Source organism: Segatella hominis (assembly GCF_019249725.2).
Taxonomy (GTDB): Bacteria; Bacteroidota; Bacteroidia; order Bacteroidales; family Bacteroidaceae; genus Prevotella.
Genome location: NZ_CP137559.1, coordinates 1,827,646 through 1,844,274 on the forward strand (window position 1 = coordinate 1,827,646; position 16,629 = coordinate 1,844,274).

Annotated in this window: 8 protein-coding genes and 2 pseudogenes; 3 read left to right on the forward strand and 7 right to left on the reverse strand. The window is 45.5% G+C overall.

Annotation, left to right across the window (positions count from 1 at the left end; genetic code table 11):
- Window positions 1-87 precede the first annotated feature (87 nt).
- Window positions 88-2,334 (forward strand): inorganic phosphate transporter, encoded by a 2,247-nt coding sequence (locus tag KUA50_RS07620; protein WP_218456852.1) that lies wholly within the window; start codon window positions 88-90, stop codon window positions 2,332-2,334.
- A gap of 165 nt (window positions 2,335-2,499) precedes the next feature.
- On the opposite strand, the gene KUA50_RS07625 is transcribed toward KUA50_RS07620, so the two are convergent.
- The 5 genes and pseudogenes from KUA50_RS07625 to KUA50_RS07640 all read right to left on the reverse strand — a co-directional run bounded on the left by KUA50_RS07625 (window position 2,500) and on the right by KUA50_RS07640 (window position 8,634).
- Entirely contained in the window at window positions 2,500-3,711 is a 1,212-nt protein-coding gene (locus KUA50_RS07625; protein ID WP_318346078.1) for a nucleotidyltransferase family protein, read from the reverse strand.
- Between the two features lie 260 nt (window positions 3,712-3,971).
- Window positions 3,972-4,907 (reverse strand): annotated as a pseudogene (locus KUA50_RS16870) (family 43 glycosylhydrolase); the annotation flags it as partial.
- 102 nt (window positions 4,908-5,009) lie between these two features.
- A pseudogene (locus KUA50_RS16875) lies at window positions 5,010-6,827 on the reverse strand (family 43 glycosylhydrolase); the annotation flags it as partial.
- A gap of 242 nt (window positions 6,828-7,069) precedes the next feature.
- The gene (locus tag KUA50_RS07635) at window positions 7,070-7,321 is read right to left on the reverse strand and encodes a hypothetical protein (RefSeq protein WP_118120354.1); all 252 of its coding nucleotides are present in this window, start codon (window positions 7,319-7,321) and stop codon (window positions 7,070-7,072) included.
- Window positions 7,322-7,479: 158 nt separating this feature from the next.
- Complete coding sequence (locus tag KUA50_RS07640; RefSeq protein WP_218456850.1) at window positions 7,480-8,634, reverse strand: helix-turn-helix domain-containing protein; 1,155 nt, start codon at window positions 8,632-8,634, stop codon at window positions 7,480-7,482.
- Window positions 8,635-8,847: 213 nt separating this feature from the next.
- On the opposite strand from KUA50_RS07640, the gene KUA50_RS07645 reads away from it, so the two are divergent.
- A complete protein-coding gene (locus KUA50_RS07645; protein WP_218456872.1) occupies window positions 8,848-9,669 on the forward strand; it encodes a Cof-type HAD-IIB family hydrolase in 822 nt (273 codons plus the stop codon).
- 158 nt (window positions 9,670-9,827) lie between these two features.
- On the opposite strand, the gene KUA50_RS07650 is transcribed toward KUA50_RS07645, so the two are convergent.
- Window positions 9,828-12,518: a hypothetical protein gene (locus KUA50_RS07650; RefSeq protein ID WP_218456849.1), complete on the reverse strand. Its 2,691-nt coding sequence runs from the start codon at window positions 12,516-12,518 to the stop codon at window positions 9,828-9,830.
- A 402-nt stretch (window positions 12,519-12,920) separates the two neighbouring features.
- Between KUA50_RS07650 and ilvA the strand changes: the two genes are divergently transcribed.
- Window positions 12,921-14,120, forward strand: a complete 1,200-nt coding sequence (gene ilvA, locus KUA50_RS07655) for a threonine ammonia-lyase (RefSeq protein ID WP_218456848.1) — start codon at window positions 12,921-12,923, stop codon at window positions 14,118-14,120.
- 139 nt (window positions 14,121-14,259) lie between these two features.
- Here ilvA and KUA50_RS07660 read toward each other — a convergent pair whose 3' ends face one another.
- Window positions 14,260-16,605 (reverse strand): glycoside hydrolase family 3 C-terminal domain-containing protein, encoded by a 2,346-nt coding sequence (locus KUA50_RS07660; RefSeq protein ID WP_413777454.1) that lies wholly within the window; start codon window positions 16,603-16,605, stop codon window positions 14,260-14,262.
- Window positions 16,606-16,629: the final 24 nt, after the last annotated feature.

A 16,629-nucleotide genomic window follows, 5' to 3' on the forward strand; every position in this document is an offset into this window, starting at 1 on the left:
CAGAAAGCCGAATGATAGATTTCTTATCATCACGAAATGGATAGATTGTAAAATCAGATAATCATTATAAATATTAAATAGAAATAAATGGGTACAATTTATTTATGTATTGTGATCTTCCTGCTCTGTCTGGCAGTGTTTGATCTTTTTGTGGGAGTCAGCAACGATGCTGTCAACTTTCTGCAATCTGCCATCGGTGCTAAGGTGGCTAAGTTTCGCACGGTGCTGATCATCGCTTCCTGCGGTGTGGTTCTCGGTGCTATCATGTCATCAGGTATGATGGACATCGCCCGTCATGGCATCATGAGTCCGGACCACTTTACCTTTGAAGAAGTGATGACGCTCTTCCTTGCCGTCATGGTAACTGATGTTATCATACTGGATGTGTTCAACACCTTAGGTATGCCTACCTCTACTACCGTGTCTTTGGTATTCGAGTTGTTGGGAGGTGCCTTTATCCTTGCCACTCTCAAGATGATCGGTGACGATAGCCTCAACTATGGTGTATTGCTCAACAGCAACAAGGCTTTGGAGGTGATCATGGGTATCTTCTCATCTGTCATCATCGCCTTTGTTTTCGGTGTACTCGTGATGTGGATTTCCCGTATCGTCTTCACCTTCAATTACAAAAAGCATTCCCGCTATTCCATCGCTATCTTTGGTGGAATCGCTTTCACGGCCCTCTCCTACTTCATCTTCATGAAGGGTCTCGGCAAGAGTCCTTATCTGCCAAGTGAGTGGCGCGACTATATCGACCAGAACATCGGGTTGCTGCTTGTCATTACCTTCGTGGTTTCTGCCATCGTGATGGAATTCCTCCACCTCTGCCGCGTCAATATCTTCAAGTTCACCGTTCTGATGGGTACCTTTGCCCTGGCTATGGCATTCGCAGGTAACGACCTTGTCAACTTCATCGGTGTGCCTCTGGCTGGTCTTTCTTCTTACAATGACTATATGGCAAATGCCAACGGCGCTGCACCAGACAGCTTTATGATGACCTCATTGATGGAGAGTGCCAAGACCACTCCTGTCTATCTCCTCGCTGCCGGTTTCGTGATGATTGTTGCAATGGCAACCTCTAAGAAGGCACAGAATGTGATCAAGACTTCTGTAGATTTGAGCCGTCAGGATGAAGGCGATGAGATGTTTGGCAGTTCTTCTGTTGCCCGTGTCATCGTGCGCAACTGTCAGGCTACAGATTCTTGGCTCAACAAGTATCTGCCAAATTCCTTGAAAAGATGGATCAATTCCCGTTTCGATAAGAATGCCGTAGAACTCGAAGAGAGTGCTGCTTTCGACGTAGTTCGCGCTGCAGTCAACCTGGTACTTGCTTCTATGCTCATCACCATCGGTACCAACCTCAAGTTGCCTCTTTCTACCACTTACGTTACCTTCATGGTGGCAATGGGTTCTTCACTTGCCGATAGAGCCTGGAGCCGCGAGAGTGCCGTATTCCGTGTAACAGGTGTATTGAGTGTTATCGGTGGTTGGTTTATCACAGCTGGTGTTGCTTTCATAGTCTGCGCCATTGTTTGTATGACCATGCATTTCGGTGGCATCCTCGTTCAGAGTGCTTTCATGGCTCTGGTCATCTTCTTGCTCATCCGCAGCAATATCAAGTACAACAAGAAGGCTAAGCAGGAAAGCAAGGGCAGCACCTTCCAGCTGATGATGCGCTCCCACGACCCAGAGATTGTATGGGATTTGCTTCGTCGCCAGGTATCTCGCACCCAGAGCTTCGTTTGCAAATTCGCCCTATATGAGTTCAATCTCATCGTAGATGGTCTTGCCAGCGAGAGCACCCGTGATCTTCGCCATGCCAACAAGGAACTGAAGAAAGAGCAGGACATGCTGAAGAAATTCCGCCGTCAGGAGATGCTCGGTCTGAAACGCTCTCCTATGGAGATTGCCATCGAGCGCAACACCTGGTTCCATCTGGGCGCCAACAGCAACCAGCAGTTCATCTACTCTCTCCGCCGTATGCTCGACCCGGTGAAGGAGCACGTGGACAACAACTTCAATCCTTTGCCAACTGAATACATCAACGAGTTTGCTCCTGTACGTCAGAAGATCAATGACCTGATGAAGATGAGTTGCGAACAAATTGAGACCAACCGATATGAGAACTATCGTGAGATTCTGGCCGAGGCTGATGCCTGCAAGGATGAACTTTCAGTGCTTCGCAAGAAACACATCGACCGCCTGCAGAACATGAAGGATAATAGCTTGATGCAGATTTCCTTGGTTTATCTCAACATCCTCCAAGAGAGTCAGGAATTCCTGAGCGTGATGAGACACCAGCTCAGAGCTGCCAAGAAGTTCATGGAAGCTTAAATTAGTAATGACAAATGAGAAATGAGAAATGACAAATGAGAAAGATGATAAAATGAGAAAAGAGGATGTGTCAAAGTCCATGACACATCCTCTTTTCATTTTTTCATATTCATTTTTTCATATTCATTTTTTCATATTCATTTCTAATTTCTCATTTCTAATTTCTCATTTTATCGTCTTTCTCATTTCTAATGTCCTTTTTGGCAGGAAATGGCGCCAGCCATAATGCCAGATGCGGAACAGAGGTTCGCTCAGAGCCTCAGCTGGATAATAGCGCAGGAATCGCAAGTCGCGACATAAACGCTGCAAATTATGACCAATAAAACCATTTCCAAGACCATTGCGACTGTCATACCTGCCGAAATTTCCACCAGCAAGTATTTCATGAAGCAACATCTCGCCCCGTCGGATATCTACAGGAACCAACATCTTGTCCTCCGAAAGTCCTAACACTTCACGCAAAACATACATCATCGCTCCTGCAAAATTCCATAATCCTAACTGCTTCAACGTCTGCTGGATTTCAGTCAGAGAAGAATGATTTTCCGAATCTGAAATAGCAGAACCCGTCTGCAGTTTTTCCAATTCATCCATCAAACCCGTCACTACGAAATAATAATCAAGCACCTGACGCAACCCTACTCCTTCATAGAAATAGTGATGATAGAGATGATACAACTGATAGACTGCATTAAAAGAAGCCGTAGGAACGGCAACCTTCATCTCAGCCAGTCCCTTCTGTGCATCGCTACCAGATGAAACCGGACGACTGCCCAAACTAACCAGATGGCTGCACTGTCTTCCCTTCTCCTCATTCAGCCATTTCTGCAAACGGTGATTATAGAAGAAATTGGCCATGATGGCAGGAGTGGAATGAAGTTCAACGGCTATTTCATTGATGAAAAGTCCCACATGATTGAGACTCTCATCGCTTACATACCCCTTATCTTTCGCCAGAGAACAAGCCAAGGAACGGATTTCTTCGCGGGAAGCATCTACCCACACATCCACATCACCCGGAGTTCTCGAAGCAGGATGGGGATAAAGCATAGCATTGCCCTGGCCCTTCAGAATACAACAAGGATAACCTGCCTCTCTTATTTTCTTATATACATACGCTGTGGCTTTATTCAGGATACTATTGCGCATCATGAGCTTGTGGCTCAGTCCGAACCAAATCAACAACAAGTTCTCGGTAGGAGCTACTCCCTTAGGCAACTTCTGGACTCCATCCATCGCGATTCCCACCAAGGTTTGTTTCTTGACGAAATCGAAGAAAGCCTTCCAGTCGAAACCTGTCAGTGCTGTTCCATCCAAGAACTCCTTTCCTTCATAAAGTCCTAAGGAAAACTGTATCAAACGAAAATATATTTCCATCATGTTGTCGGGGTAACTCTATTTGCCAGTATAGTGTTATTTTTTGTTTAAACGTTGATTTATCTTCTACTTAAAAATCCTCTTTTCATTCGCAAAAATACGTTTTTCCTTTCAAACCACCAAACTTTCTTGTCATTTTTTAACCTAAATATACAATTCAGCGGAATATATGGCAAAAACAATCCCCTGCAGGATTTCCTATCAGGATTTCTGCAGGGGATTGTAAGAAAGGAATTGTATGAAATTCTGTTTATATGTTTTTATTGGATTCCTCCATGTGTAGGCACAACTCGCTTGATAGTACCATCTGCATTGAATTCCAACTTGTCGATGCAAACCTCACGGTGAACACCTGGCTGGAAATGGATGTAATCCTTGTTGATGCGATGATAAACGATGTACCACTCATCCGTGCCTGGCTTCTGGATTACGGAGTTATGGGCTGTGCCATAAATCTCGTGCTGAGGGTCCTGAATCAGGACGATAGGATCCTTCGCAACCTCGATAGGTCCGAGCGGAGACTTGGATGTTCCGTAAGCCACATGATAGTTGGCTGCACCCGTATCATCCACCGACCACATGAAGTAGTAGAGTCCGTTACGATAGAACACGTATGGAGCCTCGCGATAAGCATAGTCTCGCAGGCTTCCACCCTTTGGAGTCATCACGGTCACGGTTTCGTCCTTAATCTTGGTCATGCTTGGCTCCAACTCGGCACCTGCCATGAAACTGTTGCCCCAATAGAGGTAAGGCTTCTTCGATACTGGGTCGATGAAGACATCCACATCGATGAGCTGACCGTTGCAACCTGGATGATTCTTCGCCAGAAGAGGGTGACCCAGGTCAACGAATGGACCTGTAGGAGAATCAGAAACCGCTACACCCATCTGCTTTCTGCCGTTGTCATTAGGACGGGCACTGAAATAGAGATAGTACTTGTAGCTGCCGTTCTTCTGTTTCACCTCGATGGCAGCTGGTGCCCAGAGATTGCCGTTAGCCCAGGAAATCTGGTCGCTCTTGGCATCGAGCGGCACACCTTCGTTCTTCCACTCCTTCAGGTCGGCAGAAGAATATACGTAGTATTTATATCCACCCCAGCCCGGTTTTCCATCGGTGGTAGAATAGATGTAGTACTTACCTGTCTTGTTGGAATACAGGATTTCCGGGTCGGCATGGAAGCCTGGCAGGATAGGATTGCCCAATCCGCTGGCTCCCTTGGTGGTAGGAGCGATAGGACGAATGGTTCCATCGGCATTGTAAGCCATCGGTTCGATGATAACACTGCGCTTGTAGCTTCCGCCATCAGGCAAGGCACCATTATGAGAGAAGAAGAGCCACTGGTCGTCATAGTTGACGATGGCAGGATGAGTGGTATTACTGTTGCCGGCAATCTCACTGATGATGCCCTTGGCTGTCCAAGGTCCCATGATGTTATCCGCCATGGCGTAGGCTATCTTCTCTGGCCAGCCCGAAGCATAGCTCAGATAGTATTTCTTGCCATATTTGTGAATCCAAGGAGCCTCGGTGAATGGGAACTCGGTTCCTACATCGATGCGTTTGATTTCGCCATCAATCTCCACCATATTATCCTTCAGTTTGGCGATGTAGCACTGTCCGTTACCCCATATAATATAAGGTGTATTGTCATCGTCGATGAAGATGGCTGGGTCGATGCAAGCCCAACTGTGCTTGGAATCGAAGCAATCCTTGTTGGTGAGCATCGGTTTGCCTAACGCATCCTTGTAAGGACCCGTAATCTTATCGCTCACTGCCACACCGATGCCACACCAGTTGGTTGAAACATACCAGTAGTACTTGCCGTTTCTTTCCACCACATGACCCGCATAAGCCTGCTTGCTCTTTGCCCACTTAAAATCAGAAACCATCAGTGGGGTTGGATACTGGGTCCAATGCTTCATATCGGTGGTAGAGAAAATCTTCCAGTCGTGCATCTCGTATCTTGGATGATTACCCTTGGCATCATGACCAGCGAAAAGCCACAAGGTGTCCTTATCTACCAAAACGGCAGGGTCGGCAGTATGGATATGAGAGAAGAGCGGATTGCCTGTTGCCACGAAATCGTGCTTCAATACATAGCCCCACTTCTGCTGCAATCTCTCCATCTCGTCCTTGGTTACAGAACAAACCGTTCCATGACGAGGGAAGAAATCCTTGCGGAAAGACTCGGGCTTGGTAGAGAAAGTATTCAGATCCTTGGAAATCTGATACTCATAACGGCCTGAACCATAAAGGTCGTACATCAGCACATACTCATTCTTGTCATTAAGTTTGAATACACCGGAACCTTCCACACCGGTCTTGCTATCTGCGTAAGCATCGATAAACTTGAAGTCCTCCTTCCAAGGTCCCTTCAGGCTCTTGGCAGTAGCCTGCTGGATACCATTCTGGATTTCCTTGCCCTCAGCATTCTTAATGTTTCCTTTATAGAACATGTGGTAAACGCCGTTGCGCTCGATAATGTCGTTATCGATGCAACCATATTTGGCATTGAAGAGTACCTTTGGCTCGCTCTCGAAACCCGTAAAGTCCTTGTTGGCATAAGCATAATAGGTAACGAGACTCTTTCTGCCATCGCCCGTACGCTGAAGGGTGAAATAGATCATATACTTCTTGGCCTTCTTATCATAGATGGTCTGTGGAGCCCATACCCAATAGGCATCGCTGAAATGCTCCTTGTAGTCTTCCTTCAACACGATTTTAGAGTGCGTCCAGTTCACTAAATCTTTTGATTTCATCAATACGATGCCCGGATTATCTTTCCATCCATTCTTCACGGTGTTCATATCTGTAGCCACGATGTAATAGCAGCCATCTCCACCACGAAGGATATGAGGGTCGCGAATACCGCCACTGGTACTGATAGAGTCGCTGGCGATGACAGGCTGGTTGTCATTGAGCGCATACCAGTTCTTGGCATCCTCACTGATGGCAAAACGCAGATGTTCCTGCTGGTTGCCACTTCCCTCGAAATAAGCGAAGAGATAACCTGCAAACTTTTTGTTGGTTGCAGCCTTCTTTGCGGCAGAAACCTGGAGAGGTGTTCCCCATGCCAACGCTGCCAGCAACAAAGAACTGAATGTAATCTTCATCTTCATGATTTTCTTTTAAGTTAGTGTTATTATTGTTTTTGTTGTTTATGTCATAATACACATCAAGAACTCCATATACTTATTTTTTTAATAAGCTCAATCCTTACAAGCCCAAACATAAAAGAGTTGCTTATAGTGTTAAAACTACATTTATTGAGTTGCGGCTGCAAAGATACTAAATAATATGTAAACTAACAAGCGTTCATGAAGAAAAATTTCTTCTGCATCATAACATTCAGACAAAGGTATTACCTGAGGTTATTCCTCAACAATTCACCTATTATAATTAGCAGGAAGAATACAAGGATATAGAGATAATACTGCTCGCGCTTGATGAAATCAGCGAAACTGAATTTCCTTCTTCTATTTCCGGCCAGATAGATGTGATAGTCGTATGCCATCATAAAGACGATGGATATAGAAAACACCACCGCCATGACTCCGATGACCACGATGACATAGGACACAGAAAAAAGAGAGTTTTGTTGGTCTTGTATCATAATCTTTAGCTTTCGGTTGTTAAGTTTTAATGCAAAGGTAGCAGTAAAAATCCAAAAAGAGGTGTTGCATTCCTATGGTTGTTGTTGCATTCCTACCAAAAAAGGTGTTGCATTCGTAGGAATGCAACACCTTTTTAAACATTTATTAACCATTAAAGCTATATCATCTGTTCGCGCCACTGGTTAGGCGACAGCCCTGTCTTTTGCTTGAAAATGCGGTATATCTGTGTATGGGATGAGAATCCGCACTCAGTAGATATGGCATCATTGCTAAAATCCGGTCTTTCCTTCATCATGCGAACCGCCTCATTAAAGCGGATATCGCTGAGCCATGTACGGAAATTGGTATGCTGAGAAAGATTGAAATATTCGGTAAGTTCATTCTTCTTACAACCCAAGTTGGCAGCAAGCGAATATATGGTGACATTGCAGTCTTTGTACATTCTGTCATCACACCATTTTTCCAATGCTGCTCCAATCTCTTTCATCCGTTTTTGGGAGAAAATGTTCAAATCTGCCTGTCCATCAGCCACGGCATCCTGCTGATCTCCATAGGCAAGCTGATCTGTCAATGTAGCTGATTCCTCCAGTTCTTCCTGATCCTCCAGTTCTTCCTGTATATTCTCACCAGGTGTAATATAATAGCCCAACGAGATAAAACTATATACAAAGAATATGAAAGCAAGCAAAATCAGCGGACCTACCAGCAACAATAAGGTGTCGAAGAGAATGACTATAGGCAGAAAGGCTGCTGAGACGCATACCAATACAAGACTGGATCGTGCATATCGAACGTGTGGCAGAAGATCGCCAGCCGACTCCTCCAACAGTTTTTTCTTGCGCTTCAGTACCTCAGAATAGCTGGCATAGATGAAGTATGCCATACTTCCCATAAAGAGTGCGAGCATCACGTATAACAAACCGCCCAGATGGAGACTTTTGCTGCTGAAAACGCCAAAGATGAAGATGGCGACAATCAGCGCATAGGCAGCCGCACTACGCAAACAATAGCGACGCATGACGCTTCTTGTGCTCTCCATATTGATGATGGATAGGGTGATGGCAAAAACCACGGGAGTGTAGAACATGATATTAACGACTGCCCCCACATCAGCACCTTGGGCACGAAATCCCTGAGTCATCTGCAAGAAGTAATGTATGCAGAATACGGCCATTGATCCACAAAGCAACCACCGAGAGGTCTCGTAGCGTCTTACCTTCCATCTCACTTGCAGAGAAGCCATTGCTATATGCAAGCCCAACATGCCGGTAATGATGCAGCAAATCAACTGTAATATAAATATTGATGTCATGATTATCTAAATAAAAAAATAGAAAAGTTGCTGCAAAAGTACAACTATTTAATGAGAAATGAATAGATTTTCACAAAAAAGTTTCCCAAACTCCTTTTTTTATCTTAACTTTGCAGCCTCTATCATCTATAGCAGTCGCACTATCCATCATAGAAATAACTTCATCAAAGAAAATAAAATCATAAAAGAAAAAACATAATGGAAAATAAAAAGATTCCTTATCGTGCCATCGCTCTCGACCTCGACGGCACGCTGACCAACCACGAGAAAGTGGTGACACCTCGCACCCGTCAGGCTCTCCTGAAAGCTCAAGACAATGGTGCTATCATCATTTTAGCTTCCGGGCGCCCTACATACGGTATCCAACCAGTAGCAGAATGTCTTGAACTGGAAAAACGAGGAGGATTCATTCTTTCCTATAATGGCGGAAAGATTGTGGATGCCAAGACCGGTGAGGAATATTTCTCACAATATCTGCCAGATAGCGTGATACCTTTATTATATCAGTATGCCAAGGAAAAGAACTATGCACTCTTAGGATATGCCGGCAATGAGATCATCACCGAAATACCAGACGACCAGTATGTGAAGGAAGAATCCCGCATCAACAAGATGAACATTCGGAAGGTTGAAAAACTGCTTGATGCGCTGGAGCCTCATCCTACCAAACTCCTGATGACTGGCGACCCTACCGACATGCAGAAGGCAGAAGAAGAACTCTCTGGCATTGTAGGCGACAAAATGTCTGTTTTCCGCTCGGCTCCTTTCTTCCTGGAACTGGTTCCTAACGGCATCGACAAAGCACAGTCTTTGCAGAGATTATTGGGTAAAATCAATCTCACTCCTGCAGACATGATAGCCTTCGGTGATGGATATAATGACCTCAGTATGCTCAAACTTGCCGGTGTCGGTGTGGCTATGGCTAATGCTGCTCCTGAGGTAAGAGCGGAAGCTGACTACGTTACTCTTTCCAATGAAGAAGATGGTGTGGCTGCTGCGCTGAACCATTTTCTGGAAATGAGAAATGAGAAATGAGAAAGACTATAAAATGAGAAATTACAAATGAGAAATGAGAAAAAAGTTGGTTTCATTCTGGGTGAAACCAACTTTTTTGATGATTGTCTTATGATTTCTGAGGATCGCAGGAAATCTTCTAATGACTTCCGATTATTTCTGAACGACTTTCTTCCCATTCACAATGTAACTACCAGTTCACCGGTCTTATCATTATAATAAACGGCTATCACCTGGTTGGCTTTTAAAGTAGGAGTGATGGACTTCTCTACATTCTTAGCCTTATAATTCAAAGTCACCTTGATACTTGATGCCTGCAGGTTCTTGAGATAAACCTTGGTGGAATCCTCTGCATCCTGAATAGCCTGCAAACCGGAGCCCTTGACCGTGAAGCCTAAGATTTCGCCCTTGGAATGATTGACGTCCAAGAGGAAAGTGGCATCTGCCTTGGAATCCACAATATTGGTTTCTACCGTAAATACAGGCGCTGCACCATTGAGTTGCACATTCTTCAACTGGCATCGGGTATCACCACAGAAGTTAGACAAAAGCATGTAGGAAGCACCATCAGGGTCTGTAGCGATAACACCATTCCATCCCTCAGCTACCATCTCCTTCAAACTGATAGCCTTCTGCATCAGCTTGCGGGTACTTTCAGCATTCACATTACTATAATAGATGATATTGCGCTTATCTACAATGTCGCCAGCCTTCACATCCTTACTCTTGTCGCTATAAGAAGCATAGAGTTTGGAAGTATTCACGGAATTGTTGTTGGCACGGTTTCCAAAGCCCATGGTCTTACCATCTACGTTGACAACACCCAGAGCATTATCGATATTCACCCAGTTGGTATTCATGGTGAGGAATTGAGAACCATCACTCTGCTTGTGGGTCATACCCGTCTCCTGATTCTTGGCATTGTCGAAATAGAGCGTACGCTTGGTTCGCGTCATTTCGTCGGTACTGATAGCCATCAGACCTCCCTGATCCTTGGTAATGGTGGCAGCTGCATTGGCACGCACATAATCGGTATAGATGACAGCATTACCTGGAGTAGAATAGATGGCGAAACGATTGTTGAGCGTTCCGTCATTCATATTCAGTTCGCCGTTCATCGTATAACTGTTGCCACGGAGATTATAGATGCCGCTGACTACAGGTGTGGCGTTTGTACTCTTACCACTTACCTGATAACTACCGAGGAAGTTACCGGTATTGTTCTCACGGTAAGGTACGATCATCTTGTTCTTATCCGCACTGTTGGCTGCAATGTATCCGGTATAACTGCCCTTACCTGCACTCCATGAGAAACAGGTGAAACGGTCGGCAGTAGAGGCACGGACTATATTCTGGCAAGGGAATATACGGGCTGCAGCATAACGCTGGTTGAACGCATTCCAATCTGTAGGGGTTACATCTGCTGTAGATATGGCCTCATGCATCAGCCAGGTCATCATCACACGGTGAGCTTCTACACCCATACGGCGTGCTCCGATATCAGAGCGCAACAGCCAGGATCCGTCAGACGTTGTAGTCTGGCGTGCCTTGATATTCTTGTAAGCCAAGTTCTCAAGCATCAGCGCATCTGGATCGTTCAGGAAACACGCATTGGTAGTGTATGAAGTGATTTGGTCGAAAAGGAAGAGGCTCCAGTCATTACCATTAGGCATAGCCAGTTCACCATCTGCCAGAGCCAGCCAGTTGAGCACCTCCTTCATCACCTTGTCATTATTGTGCATGAGCGAATTGGTCTTCCACTTCTCCTCACCGATGGTCTTCTGCTGGAAGAGTTTCAGCGCCAGAGCAGCCTCGCCCAACTCCTGTATCACTACGTTCTGATAGCTCGTATGGAAAAAGTTGTGGTTCTGGAGCGTATAGTCGTCAAAAAGATTCTGTCCCTTATAGAGGTCAGCCACGGTCTTCTTGTCATAATGCGGATCAATAACGGTCGTATTATGGGCATCATTCTTATGAGAATAACTGTTGATGGCAAACTCACGGAGGCGCTCAAACCACTTAGGAGCCATCTCATCATTAGGGAACAGACCCAATGTAGCAGCCAGCACATCAGCCTCCCAACCATTCTCTTCAGCTTTCGTATCCCCGTTATAACCGGTAGGTATCGTGCGATTCAACTCATAATTGCATTCAGCCTTCAGGAGTTTCTCGATATATCCCTTCTGTTTGTCGGAGAGTTTATCCCACTGGAAATAAGCGGAATAAGCTACGGACATCGCCCAAAGTGAACTTTCCCAAACATAATCGCTACCGGAAGTAGAACCCCAGTAGTTGTTACCAGAACAGGTTTTCAACTTATTTGCCTTATGGGTAGAGTAAGCGAAAACCAGACTCTTCATCGCCATCTTTTCCAGGTCATCCCAAGTAACGCCCTCAGGCAGAGTCACCTTGTCCTTACCATATTTTACGAGGAAAGCAGAAATCATGGAGAGGTCGGCATTGGAGCGAACACCGTCCTCATTATTCTGCATGGTACTATTACACTTGAAAGCACCACATACCTCATTCACAGAATTTGGCGCAGCACAATCCTGGAAGTCATTCTTCAGATACTTGGAGAATTTAGCCAACATATTCATCAGGTCACCCTTCATGGTAGCCTCATCCACAAACTGATTGTTGATTACCCCTTCTATAGGACTGGTCACACTCTCCTCAGTAGGAGTCACCTCTTTCGCCTCATTGGAATGATCACTTACCGCTTTCACCTTTTTCTTGAAAGCAGTAGAAATCTCAGAAGTCTGTCCCTCAGTATTTCTCATTTCAGGAGCGATGACTCCCGTAGATGCAGCCATAGCTACACCAGCAGAAAGTACAATGGCAGAACAAAATGTTTGTTTCTTCTTCATTTTGTTTTTAGCTATTTATTATCAAAAAGTACATTAAAATGAGATGCAGAAATTACCTATGCGAGTACCTTTGTATAAAGATACAGGATACCAATTATCTCATGCAAAACCTGCCTGTCTCATTCCGACTGCAAAAGTAGGTTTTTATCATCAGACAGAGGGCAAGTATTCATGAATTAAAAGTCACAAATCGTTAAAACACGCAGAAAACCTCACTTTTCATTTAGGTATATTCATTTCGTCTCAAACAATTGGTGGCAAAAATACAACATTTTCCTCAAATACAAGAGAAAAGAAGCGTTTTATTTTTGTTTATAAAATAAAAAAGATATAATTATTCTTGTTATTTATAGAATTATGTGTACCTTTGCACACATAACAAATAAAAGCATATCAGCAGTTATGTTACAATTAGACAATTTCTATAAGGCTCGCTTCGTGCTGAGCAAAGTTATCAGAAAGACTGAGCTGGTTCACACTCCAAGAATCAACCCAGAGAGTGATGTCTATCTGAAGCCTGAGTGCCTCCAGAAGACGGGTTCGTTCAAGATTCGTGGTGCTTACTATAAGATTTCACAACTCACCGATGAAGAAAAGGCGAAGGGTGTGATAGCCTGTTCTGCGGGCAACCATGCTCAGGGTGTAGCTCTCGGTGCCACCGCCATGGGAGTGAAGAGTCTTATCTGTCTGCCAGAGGGTGCTCCTATTAGTAAGGTGGAAGCCACCAAGCGTCTCGGTGCAGAGGTCTGTCTGGTACCTGGTGTCTATGATGATGCCTACCAGAAGGCATTGCAACTGAAGGACGAGCATGGCTATACCTTCGTACATCCTTTCGATGATGAGAATGTCATCGCTGGTCAGGGCACCATCGGTCTGGAGATTCTCGACCAGTTGCCTGATGTAGAAGCTGTCGTCGTTCCTGTAGGTGGCGGTGGACTTATCTCTGGTGTGGCCTTTGCCATCAAGTCGCTGAATCCTAACGTCAAGGTATATGGTGTTCAGGCAGAAGGAGCAGCAAGTATGGTACAGAGTCTGCACGATCATAAACAGGAGAAGTTGCCTTCTGTAGCGACCGTTGCTGATGGTATTGCCGTAAAGGAACCGGGCAAGATTACTTTTGAAACCTGCTCCAACTACGTAGACGAAATCGTAACCGTGAGCGAGGACGAAATCTGTGCAGCCATCCTGAAACTCATAGAGAGCGAGAAGATGGTAGCCGAAGGTGCCGGTGCGGCCAGCGTGGCAGCCGTGATGTACAACAAGGTTCCGGTGAAGGGCAAGAAAACCATCTGCGTGGTAAGTGGCGGTAACATCGACGTAACCATCCTAAACCGTGTCATCACCCGTGGTCTTGCCAAGAGCGGCCGTCTCTGCACCATCGAGATGGAGCTGGATGACAAACCGGGCGAATTGGTAGAGGTTTGCTCTGTCATCGCCGGATTGGGTGGCAACATCACCGGTGTTCACCACGACCGTTCTGCCAACCGCAACAAGGTGAATGCCTGCGTGCTCCGCCTCACCATGGAGACAAGAGACGAGGAACATGTAAAAGAAATCAAGGAGGCTTTGGAATCAAAGGGATTCCATCTCTGGATAGTATAACCGTGCAGAGACTTACAAAAATCCATAAAATATAAAAAGAGGGTGCGCCGTCAGTTGATAGCGCATCCTCTTTTTATATATCATTAAAAGCTTTATTACCATCAAGCTCTTTTGTTATTGAGCTTTATCTTTAATAGAGCTACTTTACTTCCTTGAGCAAGCAAGGGCGAACCTTCTCGGTTACACCAGCTTCCTCAGTAATCACGGTAGTGAGAGGCTTGAGATCGGCAGCATTCTTTGCCACCATCACCTTGTAATTACCAGCCTCAACCTGCCACTGACTATCAACCTCATTGAAAGAAGCCAGGTTCTTGTATGGGATGTCGATAGTAACTGTCTCCGACTCACCAGGCTGCAAATTCTTAGTCTTGGCGAAACCACGAAGTTCCCTGGTTGGTTTATCCATATCCTTGCCAGGAGCTGCCACATATACCTGAACAACTTCCTTACCAGCTACCTTACCAGCATTCTTCACAGTCACCAGGACCTTGATATTGCCCTGTGCATCCTTCGTTACCACAGGTTTGCCATACTTAAAGGTAGTATAACTCATACCATAACCAAAAGGAAAAGATACAGGCACATTCTTAGTCTGGTAATAACGATAACCTACATAAACACCATCATTATACTCGGTGTAATCCACATTCTTCACGTTACCCTTGCTACCGATGCCCTTGCCCATGAACATACCAATTACATCCTTTACCTTGACATCATCAGGATAAGGGAAATTGTCCTTGGAAGGAACATCATTATAACTAACAGGCCATGTCATTGGCAGACGACCAGAAGGATTCTCCTTACCCGTCAAGATGTCGGCAACGGAATTACCACCTTCCTGACCAGGCAACCAAGACAACAAGACTGCATCAGGAGCTGCCATCCAACTCTTGGTCTCGATTACACCACAAACATTCAAGATGACTGCCACCTTCTTGCCTGCCTTGTGGAAAGCATTGCAAACACCTGCTATCATATCCTTCTCTGCCTGGGTGAGATTGAAGTTGTCGGAGAGATGACGATCCAAGAACTCACCAGATGACTTACCAATGGTGATGATAGCCATGTCGTTGTTCTTCACGGCAGCAGCCATATCCAACTCAGCAAGGCTCATTTCCGGGATAAAATGTCCTGGAAGGAAAGCCTCTAATGGATTCTCAGGCTTAGGAAGAGACTCCTTTGCCTTAGGTGCATACTCCTCATAAGCCTTGCGGATAGCCCCATCCACCTGATAGCCAGCATTCTTCAAGCCATCCAAGAGACTTACCACATACGCATGATTTACATTGCCAGAACCAGTACCGCCAGCGATGAAATCATAAGAGGTGTTACCAAAGAGGGCGATGTTCTTTACTTTCTGGATGATAGGTAAGGTATTCTTGTTGTTCTTGAGCAATACCATACCCTCGGTAGCAGCTTTGCGAGCCACCTCGGCATGTCCCTTCAAGTCTGGGTTGTTGTCAGCCACATACTGCTTGAATCTTGGGGTCTCCATGATATATTCCAGGATGTGACGCACGTTACGGTCGATGATTTCCAACGACAAGCGACCATTGAGCACCGCCTTGCGAATCTCGTCACATTGGTCCGCCTTTCCTGGCATCAAGAGGTCATTGCCTGCCTCCATCTGTGCCACGGCATTGATGCCACCAAACCAGTCGGTCATCACCATACCCTTGAAGCCCCACTCATGGCGAAGGATTTCAGTCACCAAGTCGCAACGCTCGCTCGACATCGTGCCATTGATGAGGTTATAGGAGGTCATGATGGTCCAAGGCTGAGACTCCTTCACCACAATCTCGAATGGCTTGAGATAGATTTCTCTAAAAGTACGAGGATTGCCGATGACATTGTTTCGCGTGCGATTGGTCTCCTGGTTATTCAAGGCAAAGTGCTTCACGGAAGTTCCCACGCCATTGCTCTCGATACCATTCACCATAGCTGCGCAAATCTTACCTGCCAACAATGGATCCTCTGAATAATACTCAAAGTTACGACCGCAAAGTGGGTTGCGCATGATGTTGGTGGCTGGAGCCAAGAGGACATCCACACCATAGTGCTTTACCTCGTCGCCCATAGAAGTACCCACAGAGTGAACCAAGTCGGCATTCCAGGTGGCACTCATCACGGTAGCCACAGGGAAATGAGTGCAGTAGAATGTCTTATTGGTATCCTTGCGCTTGGCATCGATACGCAGACCAGCAGGTCCATCTGCCACTACGGTAGTAGGAATACCAAGTCGCTCGATGCCATTCACTTGTCCTGCGGCACCAGGCACCAACTGACCTTGGTTGCCGATGGTAGCCGTCATGTTTGATTTTACTTTGCCAGTAGAGCCCACCAACAGTTCTATCTTTTCATCAAGGGTCATAGCCTGGATGACATCCTCAATAGGAGAAACGCCCAACTTGGGTGTTGTCTGGGCTGGGCACAATGTAGTCGAAGCCAAGAACACACAAGTGGTAATCATTACTTTCTTAATTTTTATCATATTATCAAATCGTTT

What these genes read in the sequence shown, in the direction of transcription:
- KUA50_RS07625 (WP_318346078.1), bottom strand. Translation starts at nt 3,711, where the DNA reads ATGGAAATATATTTTCGTTTGATACAGTTTTCCTTAGGACTTTATGAA.
- KUA50_RS07650 (WP_218456849.1), bottom strand. Translation starts at nt 12,518, where the DNA reads ATGAAGAAGAAACAAACATTTTGTTCTGCCATTGTACTTTCTGCTGGT.
- KUA50_RS07640 (WP_218456850.1), bottom strand. Translation starts at nt 8,634, where the DNA reads ATGACATCAATATTTATATTACAGTTGATTTGCTGCATCATTACCGGC.
- KUA50_RS07620 (WP_218456852.1), top strand. Translation starts at nt 88, where the DNA reads ATGGGTACAATTTATTTATGTATTGTGATCTTCCTGCTCTGTCTGGCA.
- ilvA (WP_218456848.1), top strand. Translation starts at nt 12,921, where the DNA reads ATGTTACAATTAGACAATTTCTATAAGGCTCGCTTCGTGCTGAGCAAA.
- KUA50_RS07635 (WP_118120354.1), bottom strand. Translation starts at nt 7,321, where the DNA reads ATGATACAAGACCAACAAAACTCTCTTTTTTCTGTGTCCTATGTCATC.